This window comes from Vibrio sp. D54 (assembly GCF_021728075.1).
In the GTDB taxonomy this organism is placed as follows: domain Bacteria; phylum Pseudomonadota; class Gammaproteobacteria; order Enterobacterales; family Vibrionaceae; genus Vibrio; species Vibrio alginolyticus.
In genome coordinates this window covers 23,126-38,241 of record NZ_JAKKCS010000006.1, presented here as the reverse complement: position 1 = coordinate 38,241, position 15,116 = coordinate 23,126, and the positions used below count along the sequence as shown (strand labels likewise).

The following is a 15,116-nucleotide window of genomic DNA, read 5'->3' as shown; positions in this document are numbered from 1 at the left end:
GGGTTTTTTATAATGTTTTAGGTCTTTTATAGAAGTCTATCAATTGTTAGGACTTAGATTTTGATAGAAACTTATGATTTGATTTTCTCTATCATTATCGATCTCAGAACGAATTGTGTTGATAATGTTCCCGTTATGATTCACATCGGATACGATATTGAGGTTAACATCTACTTTTTGATGTTGTGTTTGAATTGAACTAATCTCTTTACCAGCACGACCAAGCAGATCGAAGATATTTGTATTTAAGAATTTGGTATATTTGTTATCACCAAAGAAATTAGCAGGATCTAACAAACCACCTTGACGACCTTCATAAACTGCATACGCTCCAGCTAGATAAGGGTTAGCTCTTGCACCAATACCTGCGGCTGCTCTTCCAACACTACCACCTAAAGAACCTGCGGCTTTTGTTGCACCACCAAATCCTAATGCACCAGCGGCTCGACCTATTAGTTTGAACAAACCTTTGAATGCATTTGTTAATGTATTTACAACACCCAAGCCACCGCTTAATACAGTAAAGATTTTCGAACCGACCCAAATTGAAGCAATTGTTTTACCAATCGTGATAATCTCATCACCATGTTTAACAGCTGTGTTAACGAAAGACCTTACAGATTCACCCATTTGTCGGAAAGTAGGCTGTAATTCTTTTAAGTCAGTCATAATGGAGTTGATATTACCTCCACCAAACCCAACAAGAAATTCATCCATTAGGCGACCAAACCCTTCCCCGATTAACGAAATGTTTTGACGTGCTTTCACTAATGTATCTAAGTCTTGCTGGGTTAGGTTGAGGTTAAATCGCTCTCGTTGTGCTCGAATTTCCTCAATATTAGCCATTGCTTTAAATTGGAGAATTGCGTCATTACCGAAATTTTCCATTAAGAATGTAAGCTGATTCATATCGGTGCCACGGCGTTTAGCTTCTTTTGCAATCAATTTCATAGCTTCGAGAGGTTCTAGCTCTTTTAGCATCTTCTCTGAAATTTTACTATTTTGTTTGAGCCACTCGGCAATATCTTTAAACTCACCACCTTGGGTTAATTGGTAGTCACCAAGTTTGTCTGCGAAATCCTTGTATTGGTCTCCGACTTGGTCAGCACTCAAACCAAATTTACTTGAAGCAGCGACAATATTTTGAAACGTGGTGGCATCTAAACCACTCTTTTTAATGGCTTGGTCAAGCTCGGTAGCTCGTTGTAACGATTGTTGCATGCCTAAAGCAGCTAAACTACCACCAACTAACGCAGCGCTCATACCTGCATTTTTGAGAGAACTTGCTGCCGCCATTCTACGCTCATTGTTTTGGCGAGTGATTAACGCTGCTTGTTTAGATAGTTCTCGTGTTCGGGCTTTCTCTTTACGGTTTGTATCAGATAGTTGATTCTTCAGCTTCTTCTCTAAATGAAGCAACTCTTCTGTAGTTTTAGCCTGTTTCAGTTTATTTAATAGAACCTTCTTTTCTGCCCCATTCATATCACGAATTGCACTTGTGGATTGAGCAAACCGTTTCAACACTTTCTTCTGGGTAGCTTCAAATTTCTCTTGTTCTTTTTGGAGCTTACGATAATGCTTGATATGAGCATCTTGATCTTGTTGTCGTTGTCGCCTAGCTCTAGGAGAACCACTAACACCAAGAACATTTTCAGGGTTAGCTTTCTCAAGTTGTCTTGCAAGCTGCTTGGACTGTTTTAATACTGAGTTCCAACTGGGGCGATCTAATTTCCATGCAACCGTGTTTGTAAATTTATGGAGTTGTCGAGCCATAATTATTAACCTCCTCTGTTAAAAAATTCTTTAATCTTTTGTTCATTCGATTTTTGTTCTAATCCCATGAGATTTACATAACCATCTTTATACAAATCAGGTAGTTTATTCACCTTCGAACTAAAGCCATTATTAGAGCTGTTAGTTTTACGTTGACCATCAAGTGACTTTTGTTCATCGGCAAACGTTAGAAGGTATCCCTTTTCATAAGACACGTTGCGGATATGTTCTAATAGGAGTCGATATTCCATAGAATCAGTTGTGTTGACTTGTCGAGGCGTATATTTAACAATGACGTAGTCATTTAAATTGTAAAACTCATTCACGATTGTTAACTTAGTGCTTTTGTTAAACCAATAGAGAAGAATTTCATGGGCATTCAAAGGGCGTTGCTCTTTGTCATCAATACTTAACAAATTACCATTTATATTTGAGAGGGGATTCTTACCAACGTAACAGGTAAGTGATAATGTAGGGTTGCTCTTAACTACATTTGAAGTGATAACGCTCTTATCGCTTACTGGGTATTTGGTAGCATTAGCTTGATAACTAGGTAGGATTTCGGTAAAAGCATCGGCATAAAATCTTCCAAGGTTGTTATCCATAATATATGTGGGTGTAATCATAAATCTTCCTTATTTTCTCAGTTCTTCATCCACAATCTTCTTTATCTTCTTCAATACTGTTCGATAATCATCTTTAGGATCTTTCTCTTTTGGTTTACCAAATAGGGTATTGATAATTAGAATAGGGATGAGGATAAGAAGGAGGGGAGGTAATTGTTGTATAAATTCCATAGGCTTTTTATAAACCCCTTAGTTAAAAGGGGCTGTTACTGGTAGTGTTTAAAGAGTGATATCCTTGTAATCGAGAGTTTCAGATTTAGATTCTTTAACCCATAACTTTCTTTGTTTACCATCTGATAAATATTTACGGACAGCAATAAAACCGTTATCAGTCAGTAGTGATTCGACTTTCGTGTTTTGGTCACACTTACTAACTTTCTTAGCTTCTTCAAACGTCACCCAATTACGCTTTAGTAATTCCGTGAGTTCTACGTTACTACTAGATAAAAGTTTCTCTTTCGCTGCTGCAGCCGCTTTCGCTGCTCGAAGTTGTAATGCTTGCTCTTTCTCTTCTTCTTGTTCAGCAAGCTTTTGGAGGGCAAAGGATTTAGCTTCTTCCGGTGCTAACAATTCATCATTTTCAAGTTCACATTTCCGAGTTAACAAGTCTTTAATTTGCTCACGAAGTAGTTCTAGTTCTTGTTCTACTAATTGGTCAGGTTTGTACGCTATAAAACCAACATATTTACTATTCTTGTTAAACTTGGCGAAACTTAGTTTAGAAGAAGGCACTGGAGAGTACCCAAGTTTAAGTTTATTCGAAAATTCTACTAGCATGTCTTGAGTTCTTTTATAAGGTGACAGTGTAAAAGCTTCGATCGAACCAATACCTAAATCGTACAACAAATTACAACTAGTAAGTTTATATTGAATTTGCTCTAGTTCATTGCCACTTATTGGAGGTAGTCGAAAATCTTTACTCACCGTTGTATCATAACGACACATACAAGTATCAAAAATGTCCTGAACATCTTGCTCTGAGAAAGTGCTCAACTGAACATTGTCGTAGTATTCGGTAATAAATTCTTCTAGTGTTTTTGTTTCAGTCATATTCATGTTATGTACTCCTATCTTATTATTGTTGTTGTTTGAGTTCAGCGATTAGATTGTCACGTTCGATTAACTTAGCTTTGAGTGATTCGATTAAATCCGCATCAGATTTTAATCGTGCTCTTAATGCTCGACGTTTTGATTTTGACTTACTGCTATTTTTAGCAATATTCTCTACTCGGTTACGTGTGTATTCTGGCAAGTCATCTAGAGTAAACAACTCATCATCTGCATAAACTTCTAATAGCTGTTCAATTTTGGCAGCTATTTGCCAGCCTTCTATATGTTCATAAAGAGGGATTGATTGTTCTTTCTTGATGCGCTTACAAACATCAATAAATAGATCTTGAGGTAAATCTATCTTCATAATTTTGTTTTCCTGTAATTGTTTTTATTTGAATTTAATAGGAGGAGAGGAGGGGAGTTACTGTTATAAATACTATTTATTTATAGATATTCTTGACCGTTATATTTATCTTCAAGTGATTTTAGAAGGGCTTGAGTGTCGCTATCTTCTTCAACAGTAGGTGAATAATCTTGAACGCCTTGAGATTGATTGTGTTCAGGTTCTAGGTATTCTACGCCTTTGAACTTTGATTCAAGTGATTTCTCTAATGTCTTAACATCATCATTCATTTGTTTATGGGCTTTCTTAATCTCATACTCTTCAAGGATCTCATAAATATTTTCATCGTTTGAAAATTTGTTTAATTCTTGCAGGGAGTTAAGTTGCTTTAATACTTGTTGAATGTTCATAATCTTGTTTTCCTATTATTAATCAATTGCGTAAATCTTGATAAAACCGTTAATGGAGCCATTTGTAACTTCGATGATTTCTTGGTTATTTACTAGCCTATACAGTTTGCTTAAGCTAATGTTCAACACATGTTTATTCTTGTTATAAAACCAACGCAAACTTTGAAAGTATGACGTTTTACCCGTTAGGCTATCGTAAACCTTGTAGCTTTTAGCACCTGACTCACGAGCATTAGCGGAGGCTGGTTTTAGTACACAGTTTTTAGGAGAATAATTGCCCTGATCAAAAAGCCTCGAAACATGAGGTTTATTGATTTTGAAATAATCTCTACCTCTCTTTGATTCACTGATAATCCAAGCTATAAATTGGGGGATATCTTCAAAATCAAACTCTACATCTTTATAACTTTTAAAATGTTTATGAGAGGAGTTACAACGAGCCTTGATGTTGTAATATAAAGTGCGTAGTTTTAGAATTTGTTCTTTATTGTATTGTGGGTATTGCTCACAGAGGTCTTTTAACTTCATAATTTTGTTTTCCATTATTGTTTTTATTGTTAGGATGGTTAGAACTTGAGGTTCTTTATCTTCTTAGATGCAAGATATAATGAAATTGCATCACTAATAAGGTTGTGTTGGTCTATGTCATTATATAGTGATAGATTTCTGAATTTTAAAAGATAAGCACTGTTAAGTGTTCGATTTCCTTCAATCAATTCTTTTAATAAACTTTCTGAATCTTCATAGATTAGACGTTTTCTAGGCATTGTTTAGTCTCCATTATTGATAATAGATATTAATGCTTAATATGATAAGCTAAGAGGTTTTAGTTTAATCGGGGGAGTGTTATGTAATATGTTTTATTACAATTCGAGAGTAAAAACAATCACCAAAATAATAGGAGGATCATTAACTAGTGATTGTTTGAAGTAACATAAGTATTGATTCGGCAAGAACATTAACTTATACAACCATTATAACATTACCTTATTTAAAATACAACATATAATGTAATAAATATATTTACTTTACTATTTTATTGTGATAGGTGTTATGTATTTTAATCAGCATCTTTAATTATATTTACAACCTCATTAAGACCTATCTTTGTTGAGTAACAATAATCCCATATCGTAGGTTCGGTGTTACTCTTACCAAACACCTTTAAACTATGGTTACGTACAATTTTATTAACTTTACTCAATGTTTCTAAGTGGTTTGGTTTTATTGCAGCTCCTTTTCTAAACATTGTTAGCATCTCGTTGAATCTTACATGAAGAGGTTTGTGCTTCGGTTTTTTTCCTATCTTCAACTCTCTATCAATATACCTACTAATCACGTTTTTAAGGTAGAAGTTCCGTTGTTCTTCTTGTTTGTATAAGTAAGATGTTAAAGCGACATCAATCTTTAGTGGCTGCATAAATTGTTCTGATTTTATATAAAAAATGAGGCGCATCTTGGACTTTGCAAGAGAACTACCAAATGGTAACAAGATTGGTTTTTGTATGATGTCTACACCAAGCTCACTAGCTGCACAATCAAGGTTTTGCTTAAACTCATGCAATGCGGATTCAACAAGTTCTAAAAACTTCGATCTCTGTTCTGGTTCAAAATTGTTGAGAGCGCGAGTGTATTTATCTTGAAGATTTTCCATATTCACCTCTTATTTAGTTAATAATGAATAGTTGAAACGTTTACGGCTCTTTCTGATCGCTTTAATTCGGTATTTCTTCACGTTATTCTTCCTTATTGTTATATCTGCCCCATATAACGTGTGTGAACGTGTCTACAAGCGATTAGCACGTATAGAGGGGCAATGTAATTAGGTTTTATTTAGATAGGTTCTGAGGGTGTTAAGGTGGTGCAGAGAGAGTATTAAGGAGAGTTTTAGCCTTCTTACAGTTCTTCAAGGAAAAACTTATACAATTCTTGCTCTAGTTCTTCAGTGATTTCTTCACAATCTTGGTAGTAATCAATGGTGAACATTTTGTTAATAATATTTGGGTGCATAACAAGAAGTCCTAGAAACTCTTCATTTGATAAAATGTCATATGTGTATGTATTACCATTCTTTTCACAAGGGTATTTGTAATCGTGAAGGTCAATCCATTCACCATCAAAATACTCAACAAGTTCTAGTGTGTCTTCATTAGTGATTGGTAAGCTAGCGATTTGTAAAGGTACGGTTGAAGTTTTAAATACTTTTTCCGCTACAGCTTCAGATTGTGTGATGAATAATGTATTAAGATCTTGTTCTGGTTTTAAAATGTGAAATTCAGTGTTCATAAAATTTTCCTCTTGTGTTGTTTTTGGTACATTTTCAAAGCTCACTAGAGTGCCTACGTTGTGCTCAAAGCATGTATCAGATTTATTTCAGTGTAGTCTATGGTAGCTAGGTAAGTTTTGGTGTTAGCGTTGCGCTAAAAGGGGATAGGTAGATTATCTCTGTTTGTTAGCATTAATGGAGTTAAATCACGTTTTGACCGTTGCCATTTATCCGCTAACTCTGTCCAATCAAACAGATTTTGAACCGCACCGTTTACAAATAATCGGCGTTCTTGCTCTGTAGTTGTTTCCATCCATAGATCATAATCTTCACGCTCTTCGAGTTCTTCCTCATGTGCTCGACTCAAATCATCACGGTAGGCTATATCCGGTATAGTTTCGAATTCCGGTTGTAATTGCTCCGTAGGTTTGAACACATATCGGTCTACAGTTTCAAAAACCTTCGCTTGATACGTAATCCCTTGATCGTGTAAGGACACTTTGATTTTGCACAAGTCTGTTTTGGTTAAAACTTTCTTCCAAGCTTTTTCCATTACTTCGATCAGTTCTTCTCTGTATTGAGCCTCAACACAAAATGAATCATGGTAAGGTAAGCAAATCACACCTTTCTTTGTGAAGTGGTCGATCACACGGATAGCAATTTCTGAATCAATGGTTTGTAACTTGACACCAAGATCACTACAAAATAAGTGTGCAATAGGAGAGTGCATACGCTTGATCTCATCCATCAGACCAAGAATGTTAAGATTATGAATACTGTTATATTCGTTTTTTTTCAGCTTGTTGTAGTTTGCTTGGATAGCTGCTCTTGCATCACCATCATTTTTAGCGTTGAACATCATGTTTACTGACATTTTGGTAAGCTGACGAAGTTGGTCAGCGTCATAACCATCATTGATAAAATCAGTAAACTGAAGGGCGTACATGTCTAGTTCTGGGTTGTAGTATTCACCAGATTTTATATAGGCCGCCGAAATATGGATTCCTGAATAATCCGCCTCTACCGTGTCATTGTATTTGATACGTAATGTCTGACGACCTAAGTTTAGCTCTTTGTGCTTGTTAAGCTTACCGCTTGGTTCACACTGGAATGACCCACCATAAATACGCATTCCCATATCTCGATCCCAAGAGTTGATATCTTCTTCAATATCAATCAAACCAACGGCTTGAAATTGAGGTTGCCAAGCAAACCCATTCATTGTGATCGGTTGTTCCATACACAACTTGTTTAGATTGGTGATAGCACGTTTATAAATCTTAGAATTGGTAAAGCTGATCTCATCATTTACGGCGACAACGGTCTTAACATCTATCTTATTTTGTTTGCGTAGACGTAGTTCAAACCAGTTGTGTTGAGGTTTCACCGCTTTGAGATAAACACCATCGAACAGTTTTAAAAACTTCTCAGTGAATACCAGTACACTTGAATGGCTTCTATCATGGTCTTTCTGATACTTTGCCCCTTTAATCTTTACCATGTATCCATTGGTCACTAGTCGATTTACAAACTCAATCGTATGTTCGTAACTGATCACGTTAGTATCCATTCGGTTTTGAATACTGTTCAGTGTGTTGTAATAGTTTTTATTGAACGGGAACTTGATTGCTGTGTATCCATTCTTAATAGCTAACGCACCAATGTAAGTAATCATCTGAGCTTGCAGATCATAAAGAGGTAGAGGGTTTTTATTCTTATCTCTTCGAACTGTAGAAAATTCAGGGGAGAGAGATTGAATCAGTTGGTTATAAACGGGTTGTGTTGCTTTGTTGGTGTACGGTTGCAAGTTCGCTTGATAGCTGTTGGCTCGAATAAAGCTTTGGTCTTTAAACTTAAAGTAGGGTATTGGTAAATCAGGATCGTACTTAGTGACAATCTCCTGAAATTGGCTGTGTATCATTATTATTGTGCTCCATGAGATCGGATAAGATAGTTTTGTAATGGTTCTCGACAAATCGCTTAATGCTCGTATTGTTCTGCTCCGCTAACTGGAGTAAGAAAGCAAACTGGTCTGCATTAAAGTCGTGCTTTATATACATTTGATGTTTCCTTTGTTTTGTCGTTGGAATGTAGGTTCTATCTGGGTTGTGACTGAAAAAGCCCCCAGAAATTTTATAAACAAAATCCGTCACTCAATACATAAGCCATGTGTTGGCAGTGGTTGAAATGCTTGGTGAACTGTTGTTTATAGGTATCAGGCAGAAACTTATTAATCTGCTTAGGGTTGCCACCTGTGAGCATCAATTGCTCTAGGAACATGTCTTTGTTTTTGTGGGCTGAGTAAGACTCAACAATCCGTTGAATATCGGTTTTAGTACATTGCATTATTCCCCCTCTCCAATATTATTATTAAATTCTTCAATCAACCTAAACATATACACAGCCAACCCATAATGAATAGCCTCACTGAATTTACCTTCTTTATTTCGAACAGCCTTTCGTTGACTCACATTAGCTGGTGTTGTCTCTCCATTCATTAAGCGTCGTAGTTGCAATTGTGTGATGAGTGGGAGCGTGTTTAACTTAATTTCATCTGGTAGTTTGTATGTCATATTAAAAATCCTTATATTGCAGATACGAGAAAACCACCAACGTGTGGTTCTGAACAAGTTCAGCACGTAGTGTATAAATTAGATTGTGAGGTGGTAAGGTGATCGGGGACGATCTGGATGTTAGAGTAGTAAACTGAATTACTATTCTTATATAATAACACTAAATGAGAATGATTGTCAACAACTATTTGTGACTAATGTCGCTTTTTAAGTTATTCAAGTTGACTTTTGTCTCCATCTATACTTACCAATCTACCATCTAAAAATAGTTTGTCAAGCGAGGGTGGGTAAGCTATTGATTTCAAAGTAATCGTTAAGAGTAAGTCGGTTCACCTTATTCTGTAAATACTCATGCACTTTCAATGTCATTTCTTCAATAGACATCTCACCAGATTCAACTTTCTCTTCCCCAGCAACATACATCCCATCTTGACGAATCTTAGGTAACACTTCTTCACATACCCAATCTTGGAATTTCTCAGCATCTGGTTTATTTGAGCGCATCACTAGTTGGTAAATGTCAAACTCGTTAATCCAAACTTTCTTTACAACAACCTCTCCGTGAGAGTAACCTTGAGCCATCAAACTCTGGTAAGGTGTCGGTAAGTTGCTGTTTTCGTTAGTTAAAGCCATTTTGGCTTTTTCTATGTCTAGTTTAGATTGTTTGATGCTGTGTTTGCAGTGCTTGTAAGCTTTAACTGTATCTTCATAACCCAAAATAGTCGCCACAGTTTCGGCCTTAAAGTAAGGAACAACTTTACCTTTATGATTCTCCCACATGATAGTTTCAATGTTCATACCATCGTAATCAAAAATCTGCATTTCTTTGTTCATTTATTATTTCTCCTTATTTAATTTCAATAATTTCACAATTGTTTGTTAGGGACGATACGAATGAATCTATAGTTAAGACTTATATGTATATTATTACTTAACTTAACTTAACTAAGACACTTATATAGAGTCTAGTCATAGTCTCATATGTATTGATATACCTAGCTTTTGAGTCTCAGAAGTCCCCCGTTTTTTTTTTGTGAGGTTATGATTTCGTACTATTACTTACAGCTAATTGATTATTAACTCTAATGTTATTATTAATCTCTCTCTCTCTCATTCAATACTAATACTTCCAATTACTAACACACTTATATAGAGTCTAACTGTTAATCTATAACTATTGATATATCTACCTTCTTGAGAAATAAGCCCCCACGTTTTTTTTTTGAAGCGTTTACTTTACCTACTAATTGCTATACTCAATATCGTTAACTCTGTTCAACGCTGAGACATCACCATGAAACGATTATTACTAGCTGCTATGTGCTTACTTACGGCTACAGGAACAAGCACGAAACCATCTGTAAAACCGATGCGATAGGAATAACACGTTGTAAGGACTCCAATGGGGTAGTGATGGATCAATCTGTAAGAAAGATCCTCACGGTGCCGTAAGATGCACAGATTAAGATAGTTGAATAAGTAAGTTTCTACGTTGATTTCCTTGTCACAATGTTATTGCATATGGTGTGATAGGTTAACTCCTCGTTCAAATATTGATGAGGTTTACTGCATGGCCATTGATTTAGAAAACTATGAAGGTATTGATCTTGATAATGGATTCTTTGCAATTGGGGAAGAAGAAACTTTCTTTTGGGAATGTAAAGATCGTTTAGTTTGGTACTCATTAACAATATATAAAAATAATAAAGTTTATAAATTCGGATATAGATCTTCAAATAAAACTGAATTGTTAAGAGATTTAGAAAACTTGCCTGAAGGTTGTACTATTGAGCTGATTGGTATTTGGACTGGTCAATGGTATACAAAATTATTTTTGCTTGATAAAGATATTGCGATAGAAAAGCTTAAAGAGTTTTCATAAGGGGATTATGAGCACTACTCTCTGATTTAATAATTTCCATTGGTAGTGCTTAACAAACCTCTCTATCCATTCTTACCCCCACAGATTAAAACTTTTCATAAATGGTAATCAACTTACCAAAAATGCAACAATCGATGCTGAATAATAATTCAATCGATGAATATAGACCATATGTGCAATATAAATGAAAATACTCTGATATTAAGTCGTGGATGTGTGAGTGTGGGGTAATTGGTGTGCAAATGCTTCTATGCGGCTCAGACAAGCGTTTTATCGGTGAATTAGTATGAATGTATTAATATTGATTAGGACGTTGTGAGAGGCTTTGAGGCGTTTTAAAAGGCAATAAAAAACCGCCATGATAGGCGGCTTGATTGGGAGGAGGTATTTAAGTAATCAGTAGATTTCTACTAGCTTCAAAGCGTTATTAATATCTTCTTGTTCAATACCAATATAACGCAATGTCTCGGAGCTTGAACGGTGTTGCAATATACGCTGAACCATAGCGATATCACCAGTTAAGTTATAGTAGTTGTAACCCCATGTTTTACGAAATGAATGAGTACCAATGTGCACACCTACAATTAAACTTACTTCTTGAAGAACCTTAGCTATTTGTTGTCTAGAAATAGGCTTGTCAGCACCTCCAGAACGGTTTGAATCACTAGTGAATAGGAACGTGTGACCTTTACCTTTCGCAACGTCTACACGCTTTTTGAGTAGTTTCTGCAAGGTATCAGTCATTTGAAAGGTATCACTCTTACCTGTCTTAGATGCCTTAAACTTAACGGTGTTACGCTGTACGTCTACATCATCTACCTTTAGACCTAGAATGTCACTGATACGTAAAGGTAGGTTGAAACCCACTTTGATCACATCAATCACAACTTCACTGTAGTTCTTCTCAGCAAAACTGATCACTTTCTTAACTACATTCTTATCTTTAATCGCTTGTACTGTTTCCATCTTAATAATCCTCCCATAGGTTACTTATAAGTAAACATAGTACATTTGTGTCAATTAGAAAAGAGGTTTGTAGATATGAATTTAAAGAAGACAAGCACTGGTAAGGGATCTCTAATTGACACAATCGGTTTCTGTCAATTAGAAATGAGAATGCCTCTCATGTATCACCACTATCATTTGTTACTTAAATGATTCTTAAAATGTCCACAGAAAAGGGTAGTGATTGGTGCAGTTTGTGATTGCATCTCTACTATTCACATTTAGTGCATAGATATTTGAAAATTAGCCATTCTGAGAGAATGTGACGGATTTTGTGTGCTTAAATGGTCTCTCGCTCATTTCTAACCTTTCAAACCTTACCAGCGTTACCTTATCTATCCATTTAGATATTTTGCCATATCTACACCAGAGCCAATATTTTAAATGCTTATGTGTCAAATTTTATTTTATAAATACACAAGATTTTAAGAATAAATATGCTGTTTATGGTATAATTAGACATATAGAAATATTTCTATCCTTCCCGAACTAGTCCAAATACCCCAATTTTAAGCAGTACACCAAGAATTTTCATAAGATACTGAAATATAAGTAAATTATATTAAATATTGGTGTATTTACACAAAAATAAGCAGTACACCTTTTTTCATGATATTTCAGCACATCAAGGTATCCCAATGACAACAAAACAACGCCTTGCAGAATTAATTCAATCAGATTTAAGAACTCTTACGTTCTCATTGATAGGTGATACACCACGGATCGCAGAGAGTACGGTTTTCACAGTCTGGTTATTAGGTTTGAACCTAACTCCTAAGCAAGTGGTAGAACTTCAGCCACAGGTACATGATTCAGCACCGACATTAACGACCGTTTATAAAATTTCTAGTCGATTCAAAGACACAGTGAAGTTACTAAAACTCGAAGCTCATGAACTATACACAAAAGCCAACCTCCTATAAAAATAAGGAAACAACACAATGTCAGCCGTAACAGTGAACATCCCAGTTCAACCAAAAAATACAAGCCAGCGCATTCTTGACAATCAACTAGATCAAATCCTAGACCTGATTACGCAGAAAAATAAAAGCCTAGGCGATCTCACGAAAGCATTCCCAAAGCTCACAAAGGTTATCCTCGACGCCGCCACAGGTAAGAACAAGGATATTTCAGGAGTCCAATTGAAAGCGGTTCAAATGGCCTTATCACTGGTTACAGATTTAGAAAAATCTATCAAAGACAGTGAGCAGATTGTCTTAGCTCTTGAAGCTGTCAAAGAAGCAGAAAAGGCAGTACCAAAAGATAGTAAATCTTCTCTTCTCCCTAAACTTTAATCGAGAGGTGTACTATGCAAATTCGATTTATTGGTGAGCACATCTCATTGCTGTACAGGTATTTAACACACCTTGGTTACAGTGAAGAAGAGATCCAAGAGAAAGGGGTATACTGTCCATTAATCAGCCTAACCTCTACCGATACTTCAGAAGCTTTGTTTGGATTTCTTCTGACTGAGCATGAAACACTGTTTAGCGTTCTAAAAACTGGTGGGTTCAATCATTTGATTTTTGTACTACAGCAATTTGTTGAAAATACAAGCTTACATTTTTCGCCACCAACACAAGAAGAACTCACACAAGCGTTCAATGATGCTGTGAAGCTCTACAACAAAGAAAAGGTTGTTGGTTGTGAGATCATAATGGGTTTTGGAGACAGTAATTGAAGTCACACTTGGCATAATTAAAAAGGAGCTTAATTGCTCCTTTTTGCGCTGTAAGTAACGTTGTTACCTGATATTTGAGTGTGTACCTATTGCATTAATTCACTTTTTTTTGAATTGAACTCATCTTCAGAGATAACACCTTTTTCTTTCAGTGAATGTAGCTTTTCAATCTCATCAGCGATACTACCCGATATATTGGTTTTCTTCTCAGGGACTATGAAGCACCAGATTAGGGCGACTAGCCACCCAACACCCCAGAATAATCCGCCTAATACGTTAATAAGGATTATGGGAATTTTGTAAGGGTGATTTTTTCTGATAGAAATAATCGTTGGAAGAAAAGCCAGCGGTAGTAAAACTAAAATAATGAGTAATTGCCAAACGCTAACGCCACCCATATCAACACCTAATTAATAAGTTAAACTGAAGACATGATAACATAAGGTTTCATATCATATCTTGGTTGAGATCCTGTTTTTAATATCATGCAAAAATTTTAGTGAAGTACCTACACATGAGAATCATTGAAGTGTCACCACCCAGTTACCGCCTTTATCCTTAATGTGATAGGCGTAGTTGTGGTTGTTACACCACACGGAAAACCCTCTTGTAAATGACATTTCTACAATCCCCGATACGCTGTTGCATTTGTACCCGTACAAACCAATGATTTTAACAAGTTGATTTATTACTTCAGGGTTTTCTTTGATACCTTCTGGTACTCTAGCTCCTGATTCGAGGAGAGGGTGAGTAAAGGTATTTGCTTGTTCAGCGTTTTTTCTTACCCTACTGTTTTCCAGATTACTTATTCCAATGGTCATAGCGACTAATACTATTGAAACTAATACGAATACTGACCTAGCCTTAGCTTCCTTGGTTGGTTCTTCTTCGGTACTTTCAAGGCTGTTCCGGTCTTCCTGATGTGGAAGCGGTGTAAGCTCATAAGAATTACTTGCTAAATTGCTTTCTTCTTCTGTTTGTTCAGGTTCTCTATCTGAGAAAAACTGATTCCTTGCAAGATCTTTCAAATACCCGATTGGAGCCAGTGCTTCTAGTCTTATATTTAACTCCGGTATTTCTATAATCGACGGGCACTCTTTCCGTTTTGAACCTAAGTATGCACCTGCTGCAGCACCAAATGGACCTGCAATTGCTGCTCCTATCAATGCTCCACAACCTAGGTTTTTAACTTGTTGTACCTGCTCGTCACCTTGTTCAAGAACAGTAATCTTGTATTCACTCTCTGGTAATACTAAGTCCAGCTTTTTCTTTTCATTAGTAGAGTAATCAAAAACTGATTTAGTATTACCAGTGTAATACTTAATCTCAAACTTCAAGTGTCCACCATTAGGGTAATAGGCAATTAAAGCAGAATCTTCAACGACTTCTACATACTGTCCATCTACCTGCAGGTTTAGTGGTTTAAAGCTGTGCCACATTGCCATAATGTAACCCTTCAATTAAATGCAAACATATACATATTAGCACCGATTAATATAAGTGC

The 15,116-nt window shown here is 36.0% G+C and carries 20 protein-coding genes; 4 read left to right on the top strand and 16 right to left on the bottom strand.

The window, feature by feature from the left end; all coding sequences use genetic code 11:
* Nucleotides 1-39 precede the first annotated feature (39 nt).
* From L3V37_RS10275 to L3V37_RS10215, 13 genes are all read right to left on the bottom strand, one after another.
* Complete coding sequence (locus tag L3V37_RS10275; RefSeq protein WP_237306261.1) at nt 40-1,773, bottom strand: hypothetical protein; 1,734 nt, start codon at nt 1,771-1,773, stop codon at nt 40-42.
* A gap of 5 nt (nt 1,774-1,778) precedes the next feature.
* A complete protein-coding gene (locus L3V37_RS10270; RefSeq protein ID WP_237306260.1) occupies nt 1,779-2,399 on the bottom strand; it encodes a phage baseplate protein in 621 nt (206 codons plus the stop codon).
* A 219-nt stretch (nt 2,400-2,618) separates the two neighbouring features.
* Nucleotides 2,619-3,455, bottom strand: a complete 837-nt coding sequence (locus L3V37_RS10265) for a hypothetical protein (RefSeq protein WP_237306259.1) — start codon at nt 3,453-3,455, stop codon at nt 2,619-2,621.
* 19 nt (nt 3,456-3,474) lie between these two features.
* A complete protein-coding gene (locus L3V37_RS10260; protein ID WP_237306258.1) occupies nt 3,475-3,816 on the bottom strand; it encodes a hypothetical protein in 342 nt (113 codons plus the stop codon).
* 80 nt (nt 3,817-3,896) lie between these two features.
* On the bottom strand, nt 3,897-4,205 hold the full coding sequence (locus L3V37_RS10255; protein WP_213868438.1) for a hypothetical protein: 309 nt from the start codon (nt 4,203-4,205) through the stop codon (nt 3,897-3,899).
* Nucleotides 4,206-4,223: 18 nt separating this feature from the next.
* Nucleotides 4,224-4,733, bottom strand: coding sequence for a hypothetical protein (locus L3V37_RS10250; RefSeq protein ID WP_140278544.1), 510 nt, complete (start codon nt 4,731-4,733; stop codon nt 4,224-4,226).
* 532 nt (nt 4,734-5,265) lie between these two features.
* Nucleotides 5,266-5,859, bottom strand: a complete 594-nt coding sequence (locus tag L3V37_RS10245) for a hypothetical protein (RefSeq protein WP_237306257.1) — start codon at nt 5,857-5,859, stop codon at nt 5,266-5,268.
* 242 nt (nt 5,860-6,101) lie between these two features.
* Entirely contained in the window at nt 6,102-6,491 is a 390-nt protein-coding gene (locus tag L3V37_RS10240) for a hypothetical protein (protein WP_046876100.1), read from the bottom strand.
* A 134-nt stretch (nt 6,492-6,625) separates the two neighbouring features.
* The gene (locus L3V37_RS10235; RefSeq protein ID WP_237306256.1) at nt 6,626-8,392 is read right to left on the bottom strand and encodes a hypothetical protein; all 1,767 of its coding nucleotides are present in this window, start codon (nt 8,390-8,392) and stop codon (nt 6,626-6,628) included.
* Entirely contained in the window at nt 8,358-8,531 is a 174-nt protein-coding gene (locus L3V37_RS10230; protein WP_161939210.1) for a hypothetical protein, read from the bottom strand. The genes L3V37_RS10235 and L3V37_RS10230 overlap by 35 nt, the downstream gene beginning before the upstream one ends.
* A 73-nt stretch (nt 8,532-8,604) precedes the next feature.
* Entirely contained in the window at nt 8,605-8,817 is a 213-nt protein-coding gene (locus L3V37_RS10225; protein ID WP_064376822.1) for a hypothetical protein, read from the bottom strand.
* Nucleotides 8,817-9,044 (bottom strand): hypothetical protein, encoded by a 228-nt coding sequence (locus tag L3V37_RS10220; RefSeq protein WP_064376823.1) that lies wholly within the window; start codon nt 9,042-9,044, stop codon nt 8,817-8,819. Before L3V37_RS10220 ends, L3V37_RS10225 begins: the two co-directional genes overlap by 1 nt.
* Nucleotides 9,045-9,317: 273 nt before the next feature.
* Nucleotides 9,318-9,878 (bottom strand): BRO family protein, encoded by a 561-nt coding sequence (locus L3V37_RS10215; protein ID WP_237306255.1) that lies wholly within the window; start codon nt 9,876-9,878, stop codon nt 9,318-9,320.
* A gap of 736 nt (nt 9,879-10,614) precedes the next feature.
* Between L3V37_RS10215 and L3V37_RS10210 the strand changes: the two genes are divergently transcribed.
* A complete protein-coding gene (locus L3V37_RS10210) occupies nt 10,615-10,926 on the top strand; it encodes a hypothetical protein (protein WP_140054622.1) in 312 nt (103 codons plus the stop codon).
* Between the two features lie 396 nt (nt 10,927-11,322).
* Here the strand turns inward: L3V37_RS10210 and L3V37_RS10205 are convergent, their stop codons facing one another.
* Nucleotides 11,323-11,892 (bottom strand): tyrosine-type recombinase/integrase, encoded by a 570-nt coding sequence (locus tag L3V37_RS10205; protein WP_153646002.1) that lies wholly within the window; start codon nt 11,890-11,892, stop codon nt 11,323-11,325.
* 677 nt (nt 11,893-12,569) lie between these two features.
* Between L3V37_RS10205 and L3V37_RS10200 the strand changes: the two genes are divergently transcribed.
* The 3 genes from L3V37_RS10200 to L3V37_RS10190 are packed head-to-tail and all read left to right on the top strand — an operon-like array spanning nt 12,570 to nt 13,612.
* Entirely contained in the window at nt 12,570-12,854 is a 285-nt protein-coding gene (locus tag L3V37_RS10200; protein WP_237306254.1) for a hypothetical protein, read from the top strand.
* 18 nt (nt 12,855-12,872) lie between these two features.
* The gene (locus tag L3V37_RS10195) at nt 12,873-13,226 is read left to right on the top strand and encodes a hypothetical protein (protein WP_153645751.1); all 354 of its coding nucleotides are present in this window, start codon (nt 12,873-12,875) and stop codon (nt 13,224-13,226) included.
* Between the two features lie 14 nt (nt 13,227-13,240).
* A complete protein-coding gene (locus tag L3V37_RS10190; protein ID WP_213896088.1) occupies nt 13,241-13,612 on the top strand; it encodes a hypothetical protein in 372 nt (123 codons plus the stop codon).
* A gap of 86 nt (nt 13,613-13,698) precedes the next feature.
* On the opposite strand, the gene L3V37_RS10185 is transcribed toward L3V37_RS10190, so the two are convergent.
* Both L3V37_RS10185 and L3V37_RS10180 read right to left on the bottom strand, forming a co-directional pair.
* On the bottom strand, nt 13,699-14,010 hold the full coding sequence (locus L3V37_RS10185; RefSeq protein ID WP_153645782.1) for a superinfection immunity protein: 312 nt from the start codon (nt 14,008-14,010) through the stop codon (nt 13,699-13,701).
* 123 nt (nt 14,011-14,133) lie between these two features.
* Nucleotides 14,134-15,057 carry a hypothetical protein gene (locus L3V37_RS10180; protein ID WP_153645753.1) on the bottom strand — a complete coding sequence of 308 codons (924 nt, stop codon included), beginning with the start codon at nt 15,055-15,057 and terminating at the stop codon, nt 14,134-14,136.
* Between the last annotated feature and the right edge of the window lie 59 nt (nt 15,058-15,116).

What these genes read in the sequence shown, in the direction of transcription:
- L3V37_RS10275 (WP_237306261.1), bottom strand. Translation starts at nt 1,773, where the DNA reads ATGGCTCGACAACTCCATAAATTTACAAACACGGTTGCATGGAAATTA.
- L3V37_RS10270 (WP_237306260.1), bottom strand. Translation starts at nt 2,399, where the DNA reads ATGATTACACCCACATATATTATGGATAACAACCTTGGAAGATTTTAT.
- L3V37_RS10265 (WP_237306259.1), bottom strand. Translation starts at nt 3,455, where the DNA reads ATGAATATGACTGAAACAAAAACACTAGAAGAATTTATTACCGAATAC.
- L3V37_RS10260 (WP_237306258.1), bottom strand. Translation starts at nt 3,816, where the DNA reads ATGAAGATAGATTTACCTCAAGATCTATTTATTGATGTTTGTAAGCGC.
- L3V37_RS10255 (WP_213868438.1), bottom strand. Translation starts at nt 4,205, where the DNA reads ATGAACATTCAACAAGTATTAAAGCAACTTAACTCCCTGCAAGAATTA.
- L3V37_RS10250 (WP_140278544.1), bottom strand. Translation starts at nt 4,733, where the DNA reads ATGAAGTTAAAAGACCTCTGTGAGCAATACCCACAATACAATAAAGAA.
- L3V37_RS10245 (WP_237306257.1), bottom strand. Translation starts at nt 5,859, where the DNA reads ATGGAAAATCTTCAAGATAAATACACTCGCGCTCTCAACAATTTTGAA.
- L3V37_RS10240 (WP_046876100.1), bottom strand. Translation starts at nt 6,491, where the DNA reads ATGAACACTGAATTTCACATTTTAAAACCAGAACAAGATCTTAATACA.
- L3V37_RS10235 (WP_237306256.1), bottom strand. Translation starts at nt 8,392, where the DNA reads ATGATACACAGCCAATTTCAGGAGATTGTCACTAAGTACGATCCTGAT.
- L3V37_RS10230 (WP_161939210.1), bottom strand. Translation starts at nt 8,531, where the DNA reads ATGTATATAAAGCACGACTTTAATGCAGACCAGTTTGCTTTCTTACTC.
- L3V37_RS10225 (WP_064376822.1), bottom strand. Translation starts at nt 8,817, where the DNA reads ATGCAATGTACTAAAACCGATATTCAACGGATTGTTGAGTCTTACTCA.
- L3V37_RS10220 (WP_064376823.1), bottom strand. Translation starts at nt 9,044, where the DNA reads ATGACATACAAACTACCAGATGAAATTAAGTTAAACACGCTCCCACTC.
- L3V37_RS10215 (WP_237306255.1), bottom strand. Translation starts at nt 9,878, where the DNA reads ATGAACAAAGAAATGCAGATTTTTGATTACGATGGTATGAACATTGAA.
- L3V37_RS10210 (WP_140054622.1), top strand. Translation starts at nt 10,615, where the DNA reads ATGGCCATTGATTTAGAAAACTATGAAGGTATTGATCTTGATAATGGA.
- L3V37_RS10205 (WP_153646002.1), bottom strand. Translation starts at nt 11,892, where the DNA reads ATGGAAACAGTACAAGCGATTAAAGATAAGAATGTAGTTAAGAAAGTG.
- L3V37_RS10200 (WP_237306254.1), top strand. Translation starts at nt 12,570, where the DNA reads ATGACAACAAAACAACGCCTTGCAGAATTAATTCAATCAGATTTAAGA.
- L3V37_RS10195 (WP_153645751.1), top strand. Translation starts at nt 12,873, where the DNA reads ATGTCAGCCGTAACAGTGAACATCCCAGTTCAACCAAAAAATACAAGC.
- L3V37_RS10190 (WP_213896088.1), top strand. Translation starts at nt 13,241, where the DNA reads ATGCAAATTCGATTTATTGGTGAGCACATCTCATTGCTGTACAGGTAT.
- L3V37_RS10185 (WP_153645782.1), bottom strand. Translation starts at nt 14,010, where the DNA reads ATGGGTGGCGTTAGCGTTTGGCAATTACTCATTATTTTAGTTTTACTA.
- L3V37_RS10180 (WP_153645753.1), bottom strand. Translation starts at nt 15,057, where the DNA reads ATGGCAATGTGGCACAGCTTTAAACCACTAAACCTGCAGGTAGATGGA.